Annotated in this window: 20 protein-coding genes and 1 pseudogene; 9 read left to right on the forward strand and 12 right to left on the reverse strand. The window is 59.4% G+C overall.

Going from position 1 to position 21,933, the window contains the following annotated elements; translation table 11 throughout:
• Window positions 1-14: 14 nt before the first annotated feature.
• From AACY02_RS22125 to AACY02_RS22135, 3 genes are all read right to left on the reverse strand, one after another.
• A complete protein-coding gene (locus AACY02_RS22125) occupies window positions 15-2,456 on the reverse strand; it encodes a fimbria/pilus outer membrane usher protein (RefSeq protein ID WP_339433778.1) in 2,442 nt (813 codons plus the stop codon).
• Window positions 2,456-3,163 carry a fimbria/pilus chaperone family protein gene (locus AACY02_RS22130; RefSeq protein WP_339433779.1) on the reverse strand — a complete coding sequence of 236 codons (708 nt, stop codon included), beginning with the start codon at window positions 3,161-3,163 and terminating at the stop codon, window positions 2,456-2,458. The genes AACY02_RS22125 and AACY02_RS22130 overlap by 1 nt, the downstream gene beginning before the upstream one ends.
• A gap of 163 nt (window positions 3,164-3,326) precedes the next feature.
• Window positions 3,327-3,986 (reverse strand): DUF1120 domain-containing protein, encoded by a 660-nt coding sequence (locus tag AACY02_RS22135; protein ID WP_339433780.1) that lies wholly within the window; start codon window positions 3,984-3,986, stop codon window positions 3,327-3,329.
• Between the two features lie 331 nt (window positions 3,987-4,317).
• Between AACY02_RS22135 and AACY02_RS22140 the strand changes: the two genes are divergently transcribed.
• A complete protein-coding gene (locus AACY02_RS22140) occupies window positions 4,318-5,886 on the forward strand; it encodes a phospholipase D family protein (RefSeq protein WP_339433781.1) in 1,569 nt (522 codons plus the stop codon).
• Between the two features lie 29 nt (window positions 5,887-5,915).
• On the opposite strand, the gene AACY02_RS22145 is transcribed toward AACY02_RS22140, so the two are convergent.
• Entirely contained in the window at window positions 5,916-7,061 is a 1,146-nt protein-coding gene (locus tag AACY02_RS22145) for an MFS transporter (RefSeq protein WP_339433782.1), read from the reverse strand.
• A 185-nt stretch (window positions 7,062-7,246) separates the two neighbouring features.
• On the reverse strand, window positions 7,247-8,740 hold the full coding sequence (locus AACY02_RS22150) for an aldehyde dehydrogenase (protein WP_339433783.1): 1,494 nt from the start codon (window positions 8,738-8,740) through the stop codon (window positions 7,247-7,249).
• Window positions 8,741-8,977: 237 nt separating this feature from the next.
• Between AACY02_RS22150 and AACY02_RS22155 the strand changes: the two genes are divergently transcribed.
• Window positions 8,978-9,340 carry a cupin domain-containing protein gene (locus AACY02_RS22155; protein ID WP_339433784.1) on the forward strand — a complete coding sequence of 121 codons (363 nt, stop codon included), beginning with the start codon at window positions 8,978-8,980 and terminating at the stop codon, window positions 9,338-9,340.
• Window positions 9,341-9,425: 85 nt separating this feature from the next.
• On the forward strand, window positions 9,426-9,626 hold the full coding sequence (locus tag AACY02_RS22160; protein WP_339433785.1) for a hypothetical protein: 201 nt from the start codon (window positions 9,426-9,428) through the stop codon (window positions 9,624-9,626).
• A gap of 109 nt (window positions 9,627-9,735) precedes the next feature.
• On the opposite strand, the gene rpmG is transcribed toward AACY02_RS22160, so the two are convergent.
• Together rpmG and rpmB are read right to left on the reverse strand one after the other, a co-directional pair.
• Entirely contained in the window at window positions 9,736-9,891 is a 156-nt protein-coding gene (gene rpmG / locus AACY02_RS22165; RefSeq protein ID WP_016772554.1) for a 50S ribosomal protein L33, read from the reverse strand.
• A gap of 11 nt (window positions 9,892-9,902) precedes the next feature.
• Window positions 9,903-10,136, reverse strand: coding sequence for a 50S ribosomal protein L28 (gene rpmB / locus AACY02_RS22170; protein ID WP_007920377.1), 234 nt, complete (start codon window positions 10,134-10,136; stop codon window positions 9,903-9,905).
• 448 nt (window positions 10,137-10,584) lie between these two features.
• Here rpmB and AACY02_RS22175 point away from each other — a divergent pair, with 448 nt between their 5' ends.
• Window positions 10,585-12,171: an ABC transporter substrate-binding protein gene (locus tag AACY02_RS22175; RefSeq protein ID WP_339433786.1), complete on the forward strand. Its 1,587-nt coding sequence runs from the start codon at window positions 10,585-10,587 to the stop codon at window positions 12,169-12,171.
• Window positions 12,172-12,304: 133 nt separating this feature from the next.
• On the opposite strand, the gene radC is transcribed toward AACY02_RS22175, so the two are convergent.
• The gene (radC, locus tag AACY02_RS22180; RefSeq protein ID WP_339433787.1) at window positions 12,305-12,979 is read right to left on the reverse strand and encodes a RadC family protein; all 675 of its coding nucleotides are present in this window, start codon (window positions 12,977-12,979) and stop codon (window positions 12,305-12,307) included.
• A 135-nt stretch (window positions 12,980-13,114) separates the two neighbouring features.
• Here radC and coaBC point away from each other — a divergent pair, with 135 nt between their 5' ends.
• From coaBC to argB, 4 genes and pseudogenes are all read left to right on the forward strand, one after another.
• Window positions 13,115-14,323: a bifunctional phosphopantothenoylcysteine decarboxylase/phosphopantothenate--cysteine ligase CoaBC gene (coaBC, locus tag AACY02_RS22185; protein WP_339433788.1), complete on the forward strand. Its 1,209-nt coding sequence runs from the start codon at window positions 13,115-13,117 to the stop codon at window positions 14,321-14,323.
• A gap of 5 nt (window positions 14,324-14,328) precedes the next feature.
• Complete coding sequence (gene dut, locus AACY02_RS22190) at window positions 14,329-14,784, forward strand: dUTP diphosphatase (protein WP_016985816.1); 456 nt, start codon at window positions 14,329-14,331, stop codon at window positions 14,782-14,784.
• A gap of 245 nt (window positions 14,785-15,029) precedes the next feature.
• A pseudogene (locus tag AACY02_RS22195) lies at window positions 15,030-16,433 on the forward strand (phosphomannomutase/phosphoglucomutase); the annotation flags it as partial.
• A 17-nt stretch (window positions 16,434-16,450) separates the two neighbouring features.
• Window positions 16,451-17,356 carry an acetylglutamate kinase gene (argB, locus tag AACY02_RS22200; RefSeq protein WP_221730894.1) on the forward strand — a complete coding sequence of 302 codons (906 nt, stop codon included), beginning with the start codon at window positions 16,451-16,453 and terminating at the stop codon, window positions 17,354-17,356.
• Window positions 17,357-17,426: 70 nt separating this feature from the next.
• Here argB and pyrE read toward each other — a convergent pair whose 3' ends face one another.
• Window positions 17,427-18,071: an orotate phosphoribosyltransferase gene (gene pyrE, locus AACY02_RS22205; RefSeq protein WP_041071932.1), complete on the reverse strand. Its 645-nt coding sequence runs from the start codon at window positions 18,069-18,071 to the stop codon at window positions 17,427-17,429.
• Window positions 18,072-18,153: 82 nt separating this feature from the next.
• Between pyrE and AACY02_RS22210 the strand changes: the two genes are divergently transcribed.
• The gene (locus AACY02_RS22210) at window positions 18,154-18,933 is read left to right on the forward strand and encodes an exodeoxyribonuclease III (protein WP_339433789.1); all 780 of its coding nucleotides are present in this window, start codon (window positions 18,154-18,156) and stop codon (window positions 18,931-18,933) included.
• An 80-nt stretch (window positions 18,934-19,013) separates the two neighbouring features.
• Here AACY02_RS22210 and gltS read toward each other — a convergent pair whose 3' ends face one another.
• From gltS to rph, 3 genes are all read right to left on the reverse strand, one after another.
• Complete coding sequence (gene gltS, locus AACY02_RS22215; protein WP_339433790.1) at window positions 19,014-20,222, reverse strand: sodium/glutamate symporter; 1,209 nt, start codon at window positions 20,220-20,222, stop codon at window positions 19,014-19,016.
• Between the two features lie 403 nt (window positions 20,223-20,625).
• On the reverse strand, window positions 20,626-20,994 hold the full coding sequence (locus AACY02_RS22220) for a DUF4870 domain-containing protein (protein ID WP_221730897.1): 369 nt from the start codon (window positions 20,992-20,994) through the stop codon (window positions 20,626-20,628).
• 28 nt (window positions 20,995-21,022) lie between these two features.
• Window positions 21,023-21,745: a ribonuclease PH gene (gene rph, locus AACY02_RS22225; protein ID WP_095187917.1), complete on the reverse strand. Its 723-nt coding sequence runs from the start codon at window positions 21,743-21,745 to the stop codon at window positions 21,023-21,025.
• Between the last annotated feature and the right edge of the window lie 188 nt (window positions 21,746-21,933).

The raw sequence follows: 21,933 nt of genomic DNA on the forward strand, positions 1-21,933 counted from the left end.
GGTGCTTTCCTTTTTCAGACAGTCCGGCAGAGGGCCTGCGCGGTTTCGTACAGCGCATAAGGGTCACGCGCCTCGCTCATGGCGAACTCCAGTCGACAGCGCTGACCGCCCGCAAGCCGCAGATACAGTTCGAGGTCAGGCTGTACGTCGGACAGGAAAATCTGTCCGGCACCCAGCACGCTGGTGATGTATTGCTCCTGTGCGTCGAACACGCCGAGCCCCTTGTCGACCAACACGTTATCCACCGTGCGCACCTCTAACAGCACCCGCCGAGCCGTGACCATGTCGAACGCCAGGCGCGGCACCGCGCCGCGTCCAGCCTCGACCTCCTGATAGGCGTTATGCACATCGACGTTGTGTCCCAGGCTGGCGGTGTCGATCTCCACCCGGCCCTTGCTGTAGGCCGGCAGGCTGGCTGCCACCGCATGGCCGGAACGGTCGGTCCAGACCGGGCCTCGCGGGGTGATCAGGCGCACCCCGGCGCTGTCGCCCGCCTTGAGCAATGCGAAGGTCTCGCGCAGCGGATAAGGCGACAGCGTCACGCCGGCGTCATGCACCAGCGCACCGCCGCGCAGGCCGACGTCATAGCTCTCGTCGCCGCTACCGCTGCGCGAGTAACCCGCATCCAGTTGACTGTATCGGGGCAACAGATTGACCCGCCCGTTGAAACCCGATTGGCCACTATCCGGCCGCTCCGCACCGAGGCTGTAGGCCAGGGTATCGCTGACTTGTTCGTTGAATCGCAGGCCGCTGCGCGTGCCGCCGACCGAGTCATTGCGCACGTAACCGCGCAACGTCCGCTGCGATCCCAGCGGCACACTCACGCTCAGATAAGCCGCCGTACCTCGGGCATCGTCCGCTACCCCGGCGATATCCCGCTCCAGGGTGAAAGAAACATTGGCCCGACGAATCATCTGCGACCAGGCAACGGCGACCCGTGAGGTCACCGTCCCGTCGAACATTGAGAACCGCGAGTAACTCCCAGAGAAACCACCCAGAGTCAGACTGCCCGCACTGAGGCTCGCACTCAGTTGATTGCGCACGCGCTGGAACGGCTGGTCATCGCGCGGATTCCACGCGGTGTCCGACAGCGTGCGGAAATCCCGGGTCTGCTGAGTCAGCGCCAGACTGGCCGATAGCCTTTCGCCTAACAAACCATTCGCCGCCCACTGTACCTGGGTGCCGGACAGTGCTTGATCCTGGGCCCGCGACATCACCTGCCGACCGCTCAGTACGAGGCGCTCACCGACCACGCCCTGCATCGCCCAGCCCAACGATTGATAGCCGTTGCCGAACATCGCACCGGCCGTGGCTTGCCAGCGCGGGCTCAGGCGCCAGTCCTTGCTGGCGGCAGCAAACGACGGTGCATCACGCTCGTCGCCGGCGTAACGCCGCACCTTTCCCGCGGCCAGTCCATAGCCCGCCACCCTGCCCGGCAACGTGCTAAGCAGTTGCGTCGCCGGGACAATAAAGCGCCGCTGCTGACCGTCCTCTTCGTGCACCGTGACCTCAAGATCCACGCTCTGACTGAGCAGCGGCAAACCCACCAGGGTGAAGGGGCCGCTGGGCACTAGGGTGGTATAGATCAGCGCACCGTTCTGGTTGACCTCGATTCTCGCGGCGGAGTAGGCAATGCCCTCGACTCTGGCACCGGCGCTGTCCTCGTCCAGTTCCATCAGTGCCATTTCGGGCTGCAACTGAAAACCGTTGAATGCCTCACCGGAAAACAGCGGCGAGACCATGTTCAATTGCCCCAATTGAAGGTTGGCCTGATAGCGTTCCGAGGTGTGTGAAGCGTAGGCATACAGGTGTTCGAGGCTGCCCTGTCCGGCGAATTCGCTGTAAGCCTGGCGGCTGCGAAAGGACCAGTCAGCCGTGTTCAAACCCAGTTCACTGTTGAGGCTGCGGTACTGGCTGGATTGCCCGGCGAACCGACTGCCGAGCAGCAAGGCATCGTAGTTGAACAGCCCCGCCGTACCGCCGTTGAAGAAACGCCGTTGCGCCGGATGATCGGGCAGCAGCGTATCGGTCGGCATCAGCAGATCGATGTGTTGCCGAGAAGGATCGGCTTGCACCACGGCTTGCGGAAACCGTCGGGCAAACAGTTCGCATCCCGAACCGGGCTCCGACTCGACGTGATCTGCCCTGATGCCGCCACGCTCCAGCAAAGGCGGCGCGAAACACAGATCACCTGCAGCATCGAACGTCACCCCCAACCGCCCCTTGGGCACACCATTGACCGCCAGCGTTACGGTTTGCGCACCCTCGCGAAAACGCGGTACCTGGCTGAAATACTCGGCCAGATGCGGATCCAGCCCGCGAGACCTGAGCACATCCTGATTGAACTGCACCGCGGCCGGCACTGCCCGGGTGTCACTTGAAACGGCATGACTGTGCATCGGCGGACAAACCCAAGTGATGACCAGCAAAACGCCAGCCCAGCGCCTCCCGTGCATCAGTCCGGCACCAACGGCGCGTCAACGTGCCCGATGGCAAATCCGTAAGTGGTCACCGGGAACAATCGCACTTGTGTCGGCCGACGGCCCGGGTCGACGGCACCGCTCAACGTCAGTTGCTCACCGGGCAACACGTACGTGCGCCCCAGATCGATCTCCTGCTCTCCCGGCAGCAAATTCACCGCGTGGCCAAGACGCACGACATACGGACTGGGGTTACGCACCTGGACCACGCTGCCCTGGCGCGTCCAGACCAGATGTTTCCAGGGTTCGCGGTCGACCGGTAATTTGGCCGGACGCAGGATGACGGGAATGTTCTGCCGCACGCTCAGGCTTACCTGGGCTTTGCCGGTCGAGTCTTGCGGCGCGATGCCCTCGAACACCACACGCTTGAGGCGCTCGGTTTGCAGCGGTTCGGCGCTGCGCAGGATGAACCGCACACGCTGCGTGGTCCCGGGTTCGACGCGCGCCACCGGCGGCGTCAGTAATAACAGTGACTCAGTGTCTTGCGGCACGTCTTCGATGGAAGTGTGCAGCAGCGCCGGATGTGACTCGCTGTTGAGCACATTGATCCCTGCTTCACCGACGCCTTCATCGAGCACGACGACGGGCGTTTCGGGAACCATCCCCGCCGCCCGAACAGGATCGGGCCCCCACAAAGAAACCAGCAGCATGCTGGCGATGGTGTTGCGCACAAAGGCGTTCATGTAAGGCTCCACAGGCAAGCGCGCAGACGCCATCAGCGCCGGACAACGAGCCAGCCGATTGTGTTGATTGGAAATGACAAGCCTGGACGCCACCCAAACCCGTCGAGGGGTTCTGCGGCTCATGCGGCACTGCCCGACCACGGTTCGCGGCAGTGCCTTGTCCTCAGAGGTAGAGCAGTTCGAACGTCGCCGAACCGTTGAGTGAAATGTCAGAGGTAATCGGCAAACTCGACGTCGGGCCTATGACGGGCACCAGCGTTATGGGGAAGGTATGCACCATTCCGGGCAGAGGGCCTGCGGCCGTACTGCGCCCCCAGGAATAACGCAGGTTGCCCTCATAGTTTTTACCCAGGAGCGTGGCAGTATCCGGCTCGCTCCAATTGGCGCTGGTACCTTGCTTGTACATCACACTCGACAACTCGCCATCGACAGAGGGTTTGCCGAATCGCAAGCCATAGCCGCCGATCTTGTTGCCGCCCACCTCACCGATTCCGAAGATGTACATTTTCCAATCGGTGCCATCGACAACGATGCCCGGCCGTTGAGTATGGGCCTGGTTGTCATGCACCTTGATGGCCATCGGCGCGGACGCCGAGCAACTGACGCTCAAGGTGATATTGCGGTTGGTCAGTTCGGTCTGATAATCGCGGTTCAGCGATGCGGCAGAGATGTTGCCCAGGTCTACCAAGTTGCCGCCGGAAAAAGCGGGGGTGCAGGAGGTCGGGATGATCGTCCCGGTAATGGTCAGATCTGTTGAGTCAGCCATGACCAGCGCTGGACAGAGCGCGCTTGCAACAGCCATTGCACGAAAGGTATTACGCATGAAAATTCTCACTCCATAAGAATCGAAAGATGACATTCATCTGCGCTTTTTCTGAGTAAAAACAGGAAAGATCCTGCATCAGAATCAGCGCCGTCATTATTCCGATTGCTGTATAGGAGTGATGTAAGGCGAAGTAACAATCGACACCGGAAAATTCGCTACAAGACGTAGCTGATGTGAGCCGGAAAATTCCTCAATCTGTTGAAGAACTTCCCTCCTGCCGACAGTCATAGACTACAAGCCGCTCTAGTCGGCGCGTCGGCTCCGCCGAATAACCCGTCACGCCCGCCGTGCCATACTCCAGGCCCGCCCACATTCGGAAACATCTGACTTGAGTTCCAGACACGCCCTTACGCTTGCACTGCTGGTCGTCCTGCCGCTGAGCGGGTGCACCACGCTCGATGTTCCCCGGACGCCAAGCCAGGCCCTGCCGGCGAAGGAGTCTGCGTTCGGTCGTTCAATTCAGGCGCAGGCAGCGCCCCATCAGGGACAGTCCGGTTTCCGCCTGTTGTCCAACAGCACCGAAGCGTTCACCGCACGCGCCGAACTGATCCGCCACGCGCAAACCAGTCTCGACTTGCAGTACTACATCGTCCACGACGGCATCAGCACGCGGATGCTGGTTGAGGAACTGCTCAAGGCTGCCGACCGTGGCGTGCGCGTACGAATCCTGCTTGACGACACCACCAGCGACGGCCTGGACCAGATCATCGCCACGCTGGCGGCGCATCCGCAGATCCAGATTCGCTTGTTCAACCCGCTGAATCTGGGGCGCAGCACGGGCGTGACCCGGGCGGCCGGGCGCCTGTTCAATCTGTCGCTGCAACACCGGCGAATGCACAACAAGCTGTGGCTGGCGGACAACAGCGCGGCCATCGTGGGTGGGCGCAATCTGGGCGACGAGTATTTCGATGCCGAGCCAAACCTGAATTTCACCGACATCGACATGCTCAGCATGGGGCCCGTGGCCGAGCAACTCGGGCACAGCTTCGATCAGTACTGGAACAGCGCGCTGAGCAAACCGATCGAAGCATTTCTAACCAGCAAACCCTCAGCCAAGGATCTGCAGAACACCCGCACACGCCTGGAAGAATCGCTGGAGGACACCCGCAAGCAGAATCACGCGCTGTATCAGCAGTTGATGAAGTTCAAGACCGAACCACGCATGGACATCTGGCGCACAGAGCTGATCTGGGCCTGGAACCAGGCGCTGTGGGATGCGCCGAGCAAGGTGCTGGCCAAAGCTGAGCCTGATCCACAATTGTTGCTGACCACGCAACTGGCGCCGGAGCTGAAGGGCGTCAGCAAAGAACTGATCATGGTTTCGGCGTACTTCGTACCCGGCCAGCCGGGGCTGGTGTACCTGACCGGACGCGCCGACGCGGGCGTTTCAGTGACCCTGCTGACCAATTCGCTGGAAGCCACCGATGTGCCGGCCGTGCACGGCGGCTATGCCCCCTATCGCAAAGCGCTGCTGGAGCATGGCGTGAAACTGTTCGAGCTGCGTCGCCAGCCCGGTGATGGCGGCGGCAGCGGCCCGCATATTTTTTACAGCAAATCGTTTCGCGGCTCGGACTCCAGCCTGCACAGCAAAGCGATGATCTTCGACCGACAGAAGTCGTTCATCGGCTCATTCAACTTCGACCCGCGCTCAGTGCTTTGGAACACCGAAGTCGGGGTGTTGGTGGACAGCCCCGAACTCGCCGGGCATGTGCGCGAACTGGCCCTGCAAGGCATGGCACCGGCACTGAGTTACGAGGCAACGCTTGAGAACGGGCAGATTGTCTGGGTGACCGAGGACAACGGCCAGATGCACACCCTGACCAAAGAACCGGGGAGTTGGTGGCGACGGTTCAATGCGTGGTTCAGCACCACCGTCGGTCTTGAGCGAATGCTGTAGCCCGGCCAGAGGTATTCCCCCGCACGCATTCAGGCAGGCTCGGCCACCGCGCCAAACGCGCCTTGGCGCGACACCAGAATCACCAGGCCAAACGCCCCTGCCGCCATCAACAACGGCAGCGCATGACCACTGATCCACTGACTGCCCGCCCCCGCCGCCAATGGCCCGACCAGGCAGCCAACGCCCCACAGTTGCGCGATGTGCGCATTGGCACGCACCAGCGCATCGTCGCGATAACGTTCACCGATGAGGATCAGCGACAGCGTGAACAGTCCGCCAGCACTGGCGCCGAACAGCACCCACAACGGCCAGATCAGCAGCGTATCGATCAGCAACGGAATTGCCAGGCTCGACAGCAGCAACACCACGGCGCACCCGGTAAACAGCGTCCTGCGGGATAAACGGTCGGCCAACGCACCAATCGGCAATTGCAGTAACGCATCGCCAACCACCACAGTACTGACCATCGCCAGGGCGATTTCTGCGGTGAAGCCTTGGCGCAGACAGTAAACAGGCAGCAGTGTCAGGATCATCGCCTCGAACGCCGCAAACAACGACACCGCCCAGGCAATCGCCGGCAGCTCACGGGCGAAGCGCCACAGGTCACTGAACGTCACGCTGCTTGCTTCACTGCTCGGCGCACCACTGCGGCCCAGCAACAGCAAGGGCGAAATCGTCAGTAACGCCACACCGACCCAGAAACCGTAATCGTGATCGGTGCCGAGCGCTCCCAGCAGCAAAGGGCCAGACAATTGGCTCAGCGCATAGCTGCTGCCATACAGCGCCACCAGCCGTCCGCGCCATTGCTCGACCACCAGTTGGTTGATCCAGCTCTCGCCGAGGATGAAAACGATGGTCAGGATCACGCCGATCATCAGCCGCAACACCAGCCAGATCGGATAGCTGGGCAACAACGCCAGCAAACCGATCGACAGCGCCCCGGCCCACAGACACAGGCGCATGAGATTGGCCGTACCGAAGCGCGCCGCCAGATGACTGGAGATCTTCGCCCCCAACAGCACGCCAATCGCCGGCATCGCCGCCATCACGCCGATGGCGAAGGCGCCATAACCCCACCCCTCCAGACGCAACGACACCAGCGGCATGCTGACCCCCAAGGCCAGACCGACACTCAAGACAGACGCCAACACGGCGAAATACGTCGCCCAACGCATGTTCCACGCTCCTGTGGATATTCTTGTTTTCACCACAAAACCAATGTGGGAGCGGGCTTGCTCGCGAAGACGGTTTCACATTCAGCAGATGTGCTGAGTGATACACCGCTTTCGCGAGCAAGCCCGCTCCCACAGGGATCCGCGCTTCGTCAGAGAGCCCAGGACAACCGGGCTCCCTCAAGGCTTTACAGCTTGATCCAGGTCGATTTCAGCTCGGTGTACTTGTCGAACGCGTGCAGCGATTTGTCGCGGCCGTTGCCCGACTGCTTGAAGCCACCGAACGGTGCGGTCATGTCGCCGCCGTCGTACTGATTGACCCACACGCTACCGGCACGCAACGCCTTGGCGGTCAGGTGCGCCTTGGAGATGTCCTGCGTCCACACCGCAGCAGCCAGGCCGTACGGCGTGTCGTTGGCAATCTGGATCGCCTCTTCAGCGGTATCGAAAGCGATGACCGACAGCACCGGGCCAAAGATCTCTTCCTGAGCGATCTTCATTGCATTGCTCACACCGTCGAAAATCGTTGGCTCAACGTAGGTGCCACCGGTTTCCTGGAGGATGCGCTTGCCGCCCGCGACCAGTTTGGCGCCATCGGTATGGCCGGACTCGATGTACGACAGCACAGTATTCATCTGCTGGGTATCCACCAGCGCGCCGACGTTCGTCGAAGGATCCAGCGGGTTGCCCGGCTTCCAGGCTTTGAGCGCCTCAATCACCATCGGCAGGAATTTGTCCTTGATCGAACGCTCGACCAACAGACGCGAACCGGCGGTGCAGACTTCGCCCTGGTTGAAGGCAATCGCGCTGGCGGCGGATTCGGCGGCGGCTTGCAGATCCGGGGCATCGGCGAAGACAATGTTCGGGCTCTTGCCACCGGCCTCCAGCCAAACACGCTTCATGTTCGATTCGCCGGAATAGATCATCAGTTGCTTGGCGATCTTGGTCGACCCGGTGAACACCAGCGTATCGACGTCGTTGTGCAGAGCCAGCGCCTTGCCAACGGTGTGGCCGTAGCCCGGTAGTACGTTGAGCACGCCTTTCGGGATACCGGCTTCAACAGCCAATGCCGCGATACGGATGGCGGTCAGCGGGGATTTTTCCGACGGCTTGAGGATCACCGAGTTACCCGTCGACAGCGCCGGGCCGAGCTTCCAGCAAGCCATCATCAGCGGGAAGTTCCACGGCACGATGGCGCCGACAACGCCCACCGGCTCGCGGGTTACCAGACCCAGTTGATCGTGCGGGGTAGCCGCGACTTCGTCGTAAATCTTGTCGATCGCTTCACCGCTCCAGCTCAGCGCTTGCGCCGCGCCCGGAACGTCGATGTACAGCGAATCACTGATCGGCTTGCCCATATCGAGGGTTTCGAGCAGGGCCAGTTCTTCGGCGTGCTGTTTCAGCAGGCCGGCGAAGCGGATCATGGTGGCTTTACGCTTGGTCGGCGCCAGGCGCGACCAAACGCCGGAATTGAAAGTGGCGCGGGCGTTTTCCACCGCGCGCTGGGCATCGGCGGCGTCACAGCTGGCAATCTTGCCCAGCAGACGGCCATCGACCGGGCTGATGCACTCGAAGGTCTCGCCGGAGACGGCATCAGTGTATTCGCCATTAAGGTAAGCGCGGCCTTCGATCTTCAGGTCGCGAGCACGTTGTTCCCAGTCGGCACGAGTCAGGGTGGTCATTTAAGTGTCCTCCTCTTGTTCAATACGAACGCCGCACGATCATCGCCAGCGCCCTCAGGAATTCTGCCCGGCCAGCCTGCATTTCGGCCCAAGGCACCCGCCACCCTAAACCAGCGGCCGGGGTTGTTTCAATATATTTGACATAAGCGCGCTATACGGCCTTGCGGTGTTCAATTTAATAAACATAGACTTTGGCCCTTTCCAGCCATCGCGCCGTCATCACGGGAGAAAACAACAATGAACATCCAGAACGTCGTCGACATCAGCCTGACTACCGCCTCGGCCGAACGCTACCGGCCGGACCCGGCCAAAGTGCTCAAGGGCGATCCCGAGCAAGCGGTGTTCAATCAATACGACAGCCCTTGTGGGCAAATGAACGTCGGCGTGTGGGAAGGTGCGGAGGGCCAATGGACGGTAAATTACACCGAGCATGAATACTGCGAGATTTTGCAGGGCGTTTCCGTACTGCGTGACAGCGATGGCAATGCCAAGACGTTGCGCGTGGGTGATCGCTTTGTGATTCCGGCGGGGTTCCGTGGCACTTGGGAAGTGCTGGAGGCTTGCCGCAAGATCTATGTGATCTTTGAACAGAAAAAATAACTATATACCGCACAGCCTTACTGAATTGGTCGGACGATGCAGAGGCCCAAAACGGGCACCTCATCCATGCATAAGGAAATGCAATATGACCAATGATGAAGTCTTGCAACAGATTCGCCACTTGATCGGCAGCCGCTATGTGCCGAGCGTCGAGACCTACATCAGCGAGCTGACCGGCCGTGAAAATATCCGCAGCGGACTGGTGGGCACGACTGATCTGCACCCCGAACGCCTGAACATCCAGCAGGATTCAGCAGGCAACATCGAGTCGTTCAGCTTCTACTGAGTACGGCTCAGACGGGCGGCATGGGGAGTAAATCCCGGGTCGTTTCGGGGCAACAAAAAAGGCCCGTATCGTGAGATACGGGCCTTTTTTGTAAGTCGGGAAAAATCAATTACTTGATTTTGCCTTCCTTGTACATCACGTGCTTGCGAACAACCGGATCATATTTCTTGATCTCGATTTTGTCCGGGGTAGTACGCTTGTTCTTGTCGGTAGTGTAGAAGTGACCAGTACCGGCGCTCGAGATCAAACGAATCAATTCACGCATGATTAGCTCCCTTAAATCTTGCCATCGCGGCGAAGTTCGGCGAGCACGACAGTGATGCCACGCTTGTCGATGATACGCATGCCTTTGGCAGATACGCGCAGACGCACAAAACGTTTCTCTTCTTCAACCCAGAAGCGGTGATGCTGCAGGTTCGGCAGGAAACGACGACGGGTTTTGTTGTTTGCGTGGGAAATGTTATTCCCAGTCACCGGACCCTTACCGGTAACTTGACATACTCTCGACATGCCTCAGCCCTCTAAAACCACATGCCCAACCCGGCATGGGTTGGCCGCTTAATCTCTCAGTCATTTGGCGCCAGGCGCCGCGTTTCTTTAGAGGTCTTACCGGCTACACCTACAGTGAAGGAACCGGGCCCCTAGAAAAGAGCGCTGCTTTATACCAGAAAGACCGGGAAGCAACAACAATCGGTGTGCAATCAATCGGTAAAAAGGCGATTTTTCAGGCTGCGAACGCCTTGGATAAAGGCCGGCATTGATTTTTACCGCTCGTCGCAGAAAAACGCCTGCGCGGGCGTTTCGGACTTTTTACGAAGCCACGCAGTCTGAAAAACGGATAGCACTGTGCCCTGAAAATGCAAAATGGGGATAGTCATTTGTAATCCAGACCTCTAGGGTAGGCCTTTTCCAGACTGCACTTGCAGATGGGCCTTCGATCTGTAAAAGGAAACCGACCATGCGCCTCGCTGCCCTACCCCTGCTGCTCGCACCGCTCCTGCTGAGCCCCCTGGCCCAGGCCGCCGCGCTGAGCGTTTGTACCGAGGCCAGCCCTGAAGGGTTCGACGTGGTGCAGTACAACTCGCTGACCACCACCAACGCCTCGGCCGACGTGCTGATGAACCGCCTGGTGGACTTCGACACAGCCAGCGGCAAAGTCGTCCCGAGCCTGGCCGACAGCTGGGAAGTCAGCACCGATGGCCTGACTTATGTGTTCAAGCTACACCCGCAGGTGAAGTTTCATACAACCGATTACTTCAAGCCGACCCGCGAACTGACAGCAGAGGACGTCAAATTCAGCTTTGACCGCATGCTCGACCCTGCCAATCCGTGGCACAAAGTCGCCCAGAGCGGCTTCCCGCATGCGCAGTCGATGCAGTTGCCAGCGCTGATCAAGAAAATCGACGCACTGGATCCGCTGACCGTGCGCTTCACCCTCGATCACCCGGACTCGACCTTTCTGGCGACCCTGAGTATGGGTTTCGCCTCGATCTATTCCGCTGAATACGCTGACAAGCTGCTAAAGACCTACGCGACGGAAAAGCTCAACAGCCAACCGATCGGCACCGGCCCGTTCGTGTTCACACGTTTCCAGAAAGACGCCTCGATCCGCTACAAGGCCAACCCGGATTATTTCGCTGGCAAGCCATCGGTTGATCCACTGATTTTCGCCATTACCTCGGACGCCAACGTGCGCCTGCAAAAACTGCGGCGCAACGAGTGCCAGATCGCGTTGTCGCCGAAGCCATTGGACGTACAGGCAGCGCTGAAAGAGCCGACGCTGAAAGTCGAAAAGACTGACGCGTTCATGACTGCTTTCGTTGGCATCAACAGCCAGCATCCGCCGCTGGACAAGCCGCAAGTGCGTCAGGCAATCAATCTAGCCTTCGATAAGGCCCACTACATCAAAGCCGTGTTCGAAGACACCGCCGAAGCGGCTAACGGCCCTTACCCGCCGAACACCTGGAGCTATGCGAAAAACCTGCCGGGGTATCCGCACGACGTGGCGAAAGCCAAGGATCTGATGGCCAAGGCCGGCTTGAAGGACGGCTTCCAGACCACCATCTGGACGCGTCCGTCCGGCAGCCTGCTCAACCCCAACCCAAGCCTCGGCGCGCAGATGTTGCAATCGGACCTGGCGGAAATCGGCATTCAGGCGGAAATCCGCGTGATCGAATGGGGCGAATTGATTCGCCGCGCCAAGGCCGGCGAGCATGACTTGCTGTTCATGGGCTGGGCGGGCGACAACGGCGACCCGGACAACTTCCTCACGCCGCAGTTTTCCTGCGCGGCGGTCAAGTCTGGTACCAACTTCGCCCGCTACTGCAATGCCGATCTGGACAAGCTGATCAGCGCGGGCAAGACCACCAGCGAGCAAGGCGTGCGCAGCAAGCTTTATGAGCAGGCGCAGGCGCAGATCCAGCAGCAGGCGCTGTGGCTGCCGCTGGCGCACCCGACGGCCTTCGCGTTGACGCGCAAGGATGTCCAGGGCTACTCCGTCAGCCCGTTTGGACGGCAGGACTACTCCAGGGTTACGTTCAAGTAGCCTGACACAGCACACCCCCACTGTGGGAGCGTGCTTGCTCGCGAAGGCGCCGGATCAGCCAACACATTTATTGACTGATACACCCCCTTCGCGAGCAAGCCCGCACACAGGGGCTTGCATCGCCCCGCCAGATTTACATCCAGCCACTCTCCGCCATCGACAACGGCTCCCCGTCGCCGACGATGAAGTGATCCAGCACCCGCACATCAATCAGCTCCAATGCCTTTTGCAAGCGCTTGGTCAGCAGCCGATCCGCCTGACTGGGATCAGAGTTTCCTGACGGGTGGTTGTGGCACAGGATCACGGCCGCAGCATTGTTTGCTAGGGCCCGTTTCACCACTTCCCGGGGATGCACGCTGGTGTTGTCGATCGAGCCGCGAAACAGCGCCTCGAATGTCAGCACTTGATGTTTGGAGTCGAGAAACAGACAACCAAACACTTCGTGAGGCTCGTGGCGCAACATGGATTTGAGGTAATCACGAACGATTTGAGGGTTTTCCAGTGCCGGTTTCTGCCGTGATCGCTCGGCCAGATGACGCTTGCTCATTTCTTGAGCCGCTTGCAACTGAGCAAACTTCGCAGGCCCCAGGCCTAATTGTTTGCTGAATGCTTCCTGATCGGCCTCAAGCAGCAAACGCAGGCTGCCGAACCGAGTCAACAGTTGTCGTGCCAGATCCACCGCGCTTATTCCGGGCAATCCGGTCCGCAGAAAAATGGCCAACAACTCAGCGTCCGAAAGATTCGCCGCCCCATGCTCCAACAACCTTTCCCGCGGCCGTTCCGCCGCAGGCCAATCACGAATACTCATAGCGCTTCCTTGTCTGTGGGCGCCGCTGTTCCATAGCGGTCGCTGTGATATCGTAGCCCATCTTTTTTGCGGGCGAATTCACCCTGGGGAGGGGGTTTCGCCACGTATGTCACCCACGATATGAAAGGCAGACCTATGCAGCGGCTGTATCGGAAACGCATCGTTCTGGGCGTCGGCGGCGGTATTGCGGCCTACAAGAGCGCTGATCTGGTTCGTCGCCTGATCGACCAGGGCGCCGAAGTGCGCGTAGTCATGACCCACGGCGGCGCCGAGTTCATCACCCCGCTGACCATGCAAGCCTTGTCCGGGCACCCGGTTCATCTGGATTTGCTCGACCCGGCCGCCGAAGCGGCGATGGGCCACATCGAGCTGGCGAAATGGGCTGATCTGGTGTTGATCGCCCCGGCCACCGCCGACCTGATCGCGCGCCTGGCTCAAGGTATTGCCAATGATTTGCTGACCACGTTGGTGCTGGCCACCGACGCCGTCGTGGCTGTCGCTCCGGCAATGAATCAAGCGATGTGGCGCGACCCGGCGACCCAGGCCAACCTGCAACGGCTGGAGAGCCGTGGCCTGAAGACTTTCGGCCCGGCCTCCGGAAGCCAGGCCTGCGGCGATGTCGGCATGGGCCGCATGATGGAAGCCACCGATCTGGCCCAATGCGCCGCGGACTGCTTCCAGCGCCAGGCGCTGACCGGCAAACATGTGGTGATCACCGCCGGTCCGACTCAGGAAAACATCGACCCGGTGCGCTACATCACCAACCACAGCTCCGGAAAAATGGGCTTTGCCCTGGCCGAAGCGGCGGTGGAAGCCGGCGCCCGCGTCACGCTGATCAGCGGCCCGGTGCATCTGCCGACCCCGGATCGCGTCACGCGCATCGACGTGGTCAGCGCCCGCGACATGCTCGCCGCGTGCGAAGCCGCAATCCCTTGCGACGTGTTCATCGCCTCTGCAGCGGTGGCCGACTACCGTCCGGAAGTCGTCGCCCCGCAAAAACTCAAGAAAGATCCTACGAGCGGTGACGGCTTCGTCCTGCAAATGGTGCGTAACCCGGATATCCTCGCCACCATCGCGACCCGCCCCGATCGTCCGTTCAGTGTCGGCTTCGCCGCCGAAACCGAACACCTGCTCGACTACGCTGCACGCAAGCTGAAGGACAAGAACCTCGACCTGATCGTCGCCAACGACGTCGCCAACCCGAGCATCGGTTTCAACAGCGAAGAAAACGCCTGCAGCGTGATTGACCGTGAGCTGCACGCCACGGTTTTCGCCCAGACCAGCAAGAGCAAGATCGCTCGCCAACTGGTCACTTTTATCGCCGAACGTCTGAACCAGGTTTAATTTACATGCACGCTTTGCAAGCCAAGATTCTCGACCCACGCATCGGTACCGAATTCCCGCTGCCGCAATACGCCACCCCGGGCTCCGCCGGCCTCGACCTGCGCGCCATGCTGGAACAGGACATCGTGATCAAACCGGGTGAAACCGTGCTGATCCCTACCGGTCTGTCGGTTTACATCGGTGATCCCAATCTCGCCGCGCTGATCCTGCCGCGCTCGGGCATGGGCCATAAGCACGGCATCGTTCTCGGCAACCTGGTCGGGCTGATCGACTCCGATTACCAGGGCCCGCTGATGGTGTCCTGCTGGAACCGTGGCCAGACCGACTTCACCATGACCGTCGGCGAACGTCTGGCGCAACTGGTGCTGGTGCCGGTGGTGCAGGCGCATTTCGAAATGGTTGAAGAGTTCGTCGAAACCGAGCGCGGCACTGGCGGGTTTGGCCACACCGGCACCAAGTAACCAGCACTGATACGCCTCTGCAGGAGCTGCCGCAGGCGGCTCCTACAGGGGGAATTTGTGCATTTTCAACGACAGGTTTTAACAGCGTAAATCAAGGTTTTGCCGGCCGAAAGCCACGCCCGCCGAGGTGTCATGGCCCTTTCACACCACGAACTCTCTGTGAAAAACGCCGTCATACCCTTCAGTTTGAGCCTGCCGCCGAGTGAATCGTCGGTCTGTCCTGCCACTTTCGAGATGGAGCACTTCCGCAGATGAGCACCCCCGCCAAGCTTGCCCCGAAACTACCCGACAGCATCTTTCGCGCCTATGACATTCGCGGCACCGTACCGCAATTCCTCAATGCCGAAACCGCTTACTGGATCGGCCGCGCTATCGGTTCGCAGAGCCTGGCCCAAGGCGAGCCGAACGTTTGCGTCGGTCGCGATGGCCGCCTGTCCGGTCCGGAGCTGGTTGCAGAACTGATCCGCGGTATCGCCGAAAGCGGCTGCCACGTCAGTGATGTTGGCCTGGTGCCGACCCCCGCGCTTTACTATGCCGCCAACGTCCTGGCCGGCAAATCCGGGGTGATGCTCACCGGCAGCCACAACCCGTCGAACTACAACGGCTTCAAGATCGTGATCGCCGGCGACACCCTCGCCAACGAACAGATCCAGGCCTTGCACGAACGCCTCAAGACCAACAATCTGAGCAGCGGCCCGGGTAGCGTCACCGAGGTCGAAATCCTCGACCGTTACAACACCGAAATCGTCCAGGACATCAAACTGGCCCGCCGCATGAAGGTCGTGGTCGACTGCGGCAACGGCGCGGCCGGCGTGATCGCTCCGCAACTGATCGAAGCGCTGAACTGCGAAGTCATCCCGCTGTTCTGTGAAGTCGACGGCAATTTCCCCAACCATCACCCGGATCCGGGCAAGCCTGAGAACCTCGTCGACCTGATCGCCAAGGTCAAGGAAACCAACGCCGACATCGGTCTGGCCTTCGACGGCGACGGTGACCGTGTCGGCGTGGTGACCAACACCGGCAGCATCGTTTATCCCGATCGCTTGCTGATGCTGTTCGCCCGTGACGTGGTGGCACGCAACCCTGACGCGCAAATCATCTTCGACGTCAAATGCACCCGCCGCCTCGTACCGCTGATCAAGGAATACGGCGGTCGACCGCTCATGTGGAAGACCGGTCATTCATTGATCAAAAAGAAAATGAAACAATCCGGCGCTCTATTGGCCGGTGAGATGAGTGGACACATCTTCTTCAAGGAGCGCTGGTTCGGTTTCGATGACGGCATTTACAGCGCCGCACGGCTGCTGGAAATCCTCAGCAAGGAAAAATCCACCGCCGAAGAGCTGTTTGCGACCTTCCCGAACGATATTTCTACGCCTGAAATCAATATCCATGTGACCGAAGAGAGCAAATTCAGCATCATTGATGCTCTGCACGACGCACAGTGGGGCGCAGGCGCTGACCTGACCACCATCGACGGCGTGCGGGTCGATTACGCCAAAGGCTGGGGCCTGGTGCGCGCGTCCAACACCACACCGGTGCTGGTGCTGCGCTTCGAGGCCGATGACGAGGCTGAATTGCAGCGCATCAAAGATGTGTTCCACGCCCAACTGAAACGCGTTGCACCTGATCTCCAACTACCGTTCTGATCCACCCGGAGCCCTGAATGACCCTCGAACGCGAAGCCGCCGCCCACACCGCCCAGGTCCTGTCCGAAGCGCTGCCTTACATCCGACGTTATGTCGGCAAGACCCTGGTGATCAAATACGGCGGCAACGCGATGGAAAGCGAGGAGCTGAAAACCGGCTTTGCCCGCGACATCGTCTTGATGAAAGCCGTGGGCATCAACCCGGTGGTCGTGCACGGCGGCGGCCCGCAGATCGGTGATCTGCTCAAGCGCCTGTCGATCGAAAGCCATTTCGTCGATGGCATGCGCGTCACCGACGCCGCGACCATGGACGTGGTGGAAATGGTCCTCGGCGGCCAAGTCAACAAAAGCATCGTCAACCTGATCAACCGTCATGGCGGCAGCGCCATCGGCCTGACCGGTAAAGACGCCGGGCTGATTCGCGCGAAGAAGCTGACCGTCACCCGCCAGACCCCGGAGATGACCCAGCCGGAAATCATCGACATCGGTCAGGTGGGCGAAGTGGTCGGGATCAACACCGAACTGCTGAACCTGCTGGTCAAAGGCAACTTCATCCCGGTGATCGCACCAATCGGCGTGGGTGAAAACGGCGAGTCGTACAACATCAACGCAGATCTGGTGGCCGGCAAAGTCGCCGAAGCGCTGAAGGCCGAGAAACTGATGCTGTTGACCAACATCGCCGGCCTGATGGATAAGTCTGGCCAGGTATTGACCGGCCTGAGCACCCAACAGGTCGACGACCTGATCGCCGATGGCACCATCTACGGCGGCATGCTGCCGAAGATCCGCTGTGCACTGGAAGCGGTTCAGGGTGGCGTGGGCAGCTCGCTGATCATCGACGGTCGCGTACCGAACGCGATCCTGCTGGAAATCTTCACCGACACCGGTGTGGGTACGCTGATCAGCAATCGCAAGCGTCCGTAAGCAGTCGCGCAAACGAAAAGACCCCGCTCAGCCAGACTGAGCGGGGTCTTTTTTTGCCTGCTTTCAGCGATCAGACGCCGAACTGGGCGCGGTACGCTTCCACGGCTGGCAAATGCTGCTTGAGCTGCGGATCGTCAGCGAGGAACTCCAGCACCTGGTTCAACGAAACAATGCTGATCACCGGAATGCCGAAATCGCGCTCCACTTCCTGGATTGCCGACAACTCACCGTTGCCACGCTCCTGACGGTTCAGGGCGATCAGCACGCCGGCGGCCTTGGCGCCGTCCTGGGAAGCGATGATCTGCATCACTTCGCGGATCGCGGTGCCAGCGGTGATCACGTCGTCGATGATCAGCACGTCGCCCGTCAGCGGAGCGCCGACCAGACTGCCGCCTTCGCCGTGGGCCTTGGCTTCTTTGCGGTTGAAGCACCATGGCAGGTCACGGTCGTGATGCTCGGCCAGTGCGACAGCAGTGGTCGCCGCCAGCGGGATGCCTTTGTAGGCGGGGCCAAACAAAACGTCGAAGGAAATACCGCTTTCGGCAATGGCTGCGGCATAGAAGCGCCCTAGCTGGGCCAAGGCCGAGCCCGTGTTGAACAGGCCGGCGTTGAAGAAGTAAGGACTGGTGCGCCCGGACTTCAGGGTGAACTCACCGAAGCGCAAAACGCCGCGATCGATGGCAAAACGAATGAAATCGCGCTGATACGCTTGCATGAAAAAAACCCCAAATACCACGGATTTAGCTAATTAGCTTGACGCCGTGTATCATACACGCACGCGATTTTTGGGGCCATTTATGCGGATCATCAGTGTGAACGTCAATGGTATTCAGGCTGCAGTCGAGCGTGGTTTGCTCAGTTGGCTGCAAGCACAGAATGCCGACGTCATCTGCCTGCAGGACACCCGTGCCTCCGCCTTTGAACTGGATGACCCAGCCTTCCAACTGGATGGCTACTTCCTTTATGCCTGCGATGCTGAAGTCCCTGCCCAAGGTGGCGTGGCTTTGTATTCGCGGTTGCAACCGAAGGCTGTCATCAGCGGTCTCGGTTTCGAGACGGCCGACCGCTACGGGCGCTACCTGCAAGCAGATTTCGACAAAGTCAGTATTTCCACCTTGCTGCTTCCTTCGGGGATGAACGGCGATGAGGACTTGAACCAGAAGTTCAAGCTCATGGACGACTTCGGCAAGTACCTGGACAAACAGCGGCGCAAACGTCGCGAGTACATTTATTGTGGCTCGCTGTATGTTGCGCAGCAGAAGCTAGACATCAAGAACTGGCGCGACAGCCAGCAATCCCCGGGCTTCCTGGCGCCAGAGCGCGCCTGGATGGACGAGATTGTCGGCAACATGGGCTATGTCGATGCCCTGCGTGAAGTCAGCCGTGAAGGCGACCAGTACAGCTGGTGGCCGGACAACGAACAGGCCGAGATGCTCAATCTGGGCTGGCGCTTCGATTACCAGATCCTGACCCCAGGCCTACGGCGCTTTGTTCGCAGTGCACGCCTGCCGCGTCAGCCACGGTTCTCGCAGCATGCACCGCTGATCGTCGACTACGATTGGACGCTGACCATCTAAGCGTCGATTCACAGTTGAAAAAATGCCCGTATCGCAAGGTACGGGCATTTTTTATGTCTCGGATTCAAGCAGTCCGAACCTCAAATCACGGCAAAAAACGGCAAGACCAGGTACAGCTTGATCACGATGACATTGATGATGTCGATGAAGAACGCCCCCACCATGGGCACCACCAAAAACGCTATCTGCGAAGGTCCGTAGCGCTGCGTTACCGCCTGCATGTTGGCAATGGCCGTTGGCGTCGCACCGAGACCAAAACCGCAATGCCCTGACGCCAGCACGGCCGCATCGTAATTGCTGCCCATCATTCGGAACGTTACGAAAATCGCAAATAGCGCCATGACCAAGGCTTGTACCGCCAGGATGATGAAGATCGGCAACGCCAGCGCCGCCAGATCCCACAACTTGAGCGACATCAGGGCAATAGCCAAAAACAGCGACAGGCTGACATTGCCCAGGACCGAGACCTCACGCTCGAATACCTCATACAGGCCAAGCGCCGACAGCCCGTTGCGCAAAACCACCCCCACGAACAGGACACAAACAAATGTCGGCAACTCGAATGCGGTCCCTTGCAACCAGCCATTCAACAGATTGCCAGCCAACAGACTGACCGCGATCAGCGCGAGCGTTTCGATAAATGAAAACGGCGTAATCGAGCGCTCCTTGTTTGGCTGCTCAAAGCCTTTGGGCAGCCGAGGCGCGTCCTGACTTTTGCAACCGGGCACTTGCACACGCTTGATCAGCAGACGAGCAACCGGGCCTCCAATCAAACCACCCAGCACCAAGCCAAAAGTCGCAGCGGCAATCGCCAACTCCGAGGCGGAAGCCAGACCGTACTTCTCACTGAATACCGTTCCCCACGCGGCTCCAGTACCGTGACCGCCCGCCAGGGTGATGGAACCTGTCAGCAGGCCCATCAGCGGATCGAGTCCGAGCATTGTGGCCATTGCGATTCCCATGGCGTTCTGCACGACCAGAAGCCCGGCAACCGCGAGTAGAAATATCCCAACGACGCGACCGCCCCTCTTCAGGCTGGCGAAATCCGCACTCAGGCCAATGGTGGCAAAAAACGCCAGCATCAAGGGCGTTTGCAGCGAAGTGTCAAAGCGCACTTCAATATCAAGCGTGCGCATCAACAGAAGCGCCAAGGCAACTACCAGGCCACCGGCTACGGGTTCGGGAATATTGTAGTTGCGCAAAAAACCAACACGAGTAACAAGTCCGCACCCCAGCAGCAACACTAAAGAGGCGGCCACGAGCGTTCCATAAAAATCGAGCTGAATCATTGGGATTATTCTTGGTTATATATTCAGAGGCGAACTTTTTACCTGGGCACGCCTATTGAATCGGCTGATTGTCTCAACACTGATTGCTTTTGATTCAAGGACCTTCGATGGCTTGAATATATCGAAATATTTCTGACGAAGTATGACGTGCGGCAACTTTAACAATCGGCCAGTCTTATTGCCAAGTACATGAACGACACTAAACCAGTGCAGTTGTGACTAGAAGTGTAGAAACGATAGTTATATATAAATCCATACTACCGCTGATCGCAGACAGACTTTTCCTACACACCAGAGACGTTAATTCAGTTGCAAAAATACAAATGCCCTGACAAGTCAGGGCATTTGTTTTAACGCATTGCGAACGTCATCCGTCGCTCACACGAGGGGTGCGCATTGATCGTTATTTGATCAATCGCCAAGTGAACGGATAGCGGTACGGGAAGCCCTCATTGGCCTTCACGCCCCCAATGATCGTCAGTACCAGCGCACCAATGGCCAACAAACCAAACAGGAAGAAGCCGATCACCAGCAACATCAGCAACAGGCAGATCGCCGAGGCAATCGCGACGGTAATCTGGAAATTAAGCGCTTCCTTGCCTTGGGCATCGATGAACGGATCCGTCTCGCGCTTCATCTGCCACAAGATCAGCGGCCCAATCAGGCTCCCAAACGGAATCCAGAACCCCAGCAAGGCGGACAAGTGACAAAACATGGCCCATTGGCGAACCTCCTGGCTCGGTTTGGGCAGCAACTCTTGCTCGTCACTCATCGCGTTCTCCTTGCGGGTTCGAACCTGCTCAGTCGGCCAGTGCAGCCTTTTGCAGTTCGAAGATTTCGTTCATGCCTTTCTTGGCCAGTTCCAGCATGGCGTTCAGGTCTTCAGGCTGGAACGGCGCGCCTTCAGCAGTACCTTGCACCTCGATGAAGCCACCGGAGCTGGTCATCACTACATTGAGGTCCGTCTCGGCCGCGGAATCTTCAAGATAGTCAAGATCCAGCACTGGCTCGCCCTGATACATGCCCACAGACACAGCGCCGATCATCTGCTTGAGCGGGTCGCCGCCCTTCAGGCCGCCACGCTTCTTGATCACTTTCAGTGCATCGACCAGCGCAACCATGGCGCCCGTGATGGAAGCAGTGCGGGTGCCGCCGTCAGCCTGGATCACGTCGCAGTCGACGTACAGCGTCACGTCGCCCAGCTTGGACATGTCCAGCGCAGCGCGCAGGGAACGGCCGATCAAGCGCTGGATTTCCAGTGTGCGGCCGCCCTGCTTGCCACGGCTGGCTTCTCGCTGGTTACGCTCGCCAGTGGCACGCGGCAGCATGCCGTATTCGGCGGTCAACCAACCCTGGCCCTGACCTTTGAGAAAACGCGGCACACCGTTTTCAACACTCACGGTACAGATGACTTTGGTATCACCGAATTCGACCAGTACCGATCCCTCGGCGTGTTTGGTGTAGTTGCGGGTAATGCGGATCGAGCGGAGCTGATCGGCAGCGCGACCACTTGGACGTTTCATAGGAGATACCTGTACTGGGGACGGAAAACTGCCGAGCATTATAGAGCGGTGCACCGCCACTGGGCACGGGTTAAAAAATCGGGCCGACGATCGAAGGCCCTGAAACACGCATTACCGACGGGCTGCAGCCCTTTGTCACACCGTGTGTTTGGGCGCCTTCGCCGCACTGCGCTACAATCCTGCGCCTT

It is taken from the genome of Pseudomonas sp. EA_65y_Pfl2_P78 (assembly GCF_963970495.1).
In the GTDB taxonomy this organism is placed as follows: Bacteria; Pseudomonadota; Gammaproteobacteria; order Pseudomonadales; family Pseudomonadaceae; genus Aquipseudomonas; species Aquipseudomonas baetica_A.

Coding starts and splice junctions, on each gene's coding strand:
- AACY02_RS22125 (WP_339433778.1), bottom strand. CDS start 2,456: ATGCACGGGAGGCGCTGGGCTGGCGTTTTGCTGGTCATCACTTGGGTT.
- AACY02_RS22130 (WP_339433779.1), bottom strand. CDS start 3,163: ATGAACGCCTTTGTGCGCAACACCATCGCCAGCATGCTGCTGGTTTCT.
- AACY02_RS22135 (WP_339433780.1), bottom strand. CDS start 3,986: ATGCGTAATACCTTTCGTGCAATGGCTGTTGCAAGCGCGCTCTGTCCA.
- AACY02_RS22145 (WP_339433782.1), bottom strand. CDS start 7,061: ATGCGTTGGGCGACGTATTTCGCCGTGTTGGCGTCTGTCTTGAGTGTC.
- AACY02_RS22150 (WP_339433783.1), bottom strand. CDS start 8,740: ATGACCACCCTGACTCGTGCCGACTGGGAACAACGTGCTCGCGACCTG.
- AACY02_RS22155 (WP_339433784.1), top strand. CDS start 8,978: ATGAACATCCAGAACGTCGTCGACATCAGCCTGACTACCGCCTCGGCC.
- AACY02_RS22160 (WP_339433785.1), top strand. CDS start 9,426: ATGACCAATGATGAAGTCTTGCAACAGATTCGCCACTTGATCGGCAGC.
- rpmG (WP_016772554.1), bottom strand. CDS start 9,891: ATGCGTGAATTGATTCGTTTGATCTCGAGCGCCGGTACTGGTCACTTC.
- rpmB (WP_007920377.1), bottom strand. CDS start 10,136: ATGTCGAGAGTATGTCAAGTTACCGGTAAGGGTCCGGTGACTGGGAAT.
- AACY02_RS22175 (WP_339433786.1), top strand. CDS start 10,585: ATGCGCCTCGCTGCCCTACCCCTGCTGCTCGCACCGCTCCTGCTGAGC.
- radC (WP_339433787.1), bottom strand. CDS start 12,979: ATGAGTATTCGTGATTGGCCTGCGGCGGAACGGCCGCGGGAAAGGTTG.
- coaBC (WP_339433788.1), top strand. CDS start 13,115: ATGCAGCGGCTGTATCGGAAACGCATCGTTCTGGGCGTCGGCGGCGGT.
- dut (WP_016985816.1), top strand. CDS start 14,329: ATGCACGCTTTGCAAGCCAAGATTCTCGACCCACGCATCGGTACCGAA.
- argB (WP_221730894.1), top strand. CDS start 16,451: ATGACCCTCGAACGCGAAGCCGCCGCCCACACCGCCCAGGTCCTGTCC.
- pyrE (WP_041071932.1), bottom strand. CDS start 18,071: ATGCAAGCGTATCAGCGCGATTTCATTCGTTTTGCCATCGATCGCGGC.
- AACY02_RS22210 (WP_339433789.1), top strand. CDS start 18,154: ATGCGGATCATCAGTGTGAACGTCAATGGTATTCAGGCTGCAGTCGAG.
- gltS (WP_339433790.1), bottom strand. CDS start 20,222: ATGATTCAGCTCGATTTTTATGGAACGCTCGTGGCCGCCTCTTTAGTG.
- AACY02_RS22220 (WP_221730897.1), bottom strand. CDS start 20,994: ATGAGTGACGAGCAAGAGTTGCTGCCCAAACCGAGCCAGGAGGTTCGC.
- rph (WP_095187917.1), bottom strand. CDS start 21,745: ATGAAACGTCCAAGTGGTCGCGCTGCCGATCAGCTCCGCTCGATCCGC.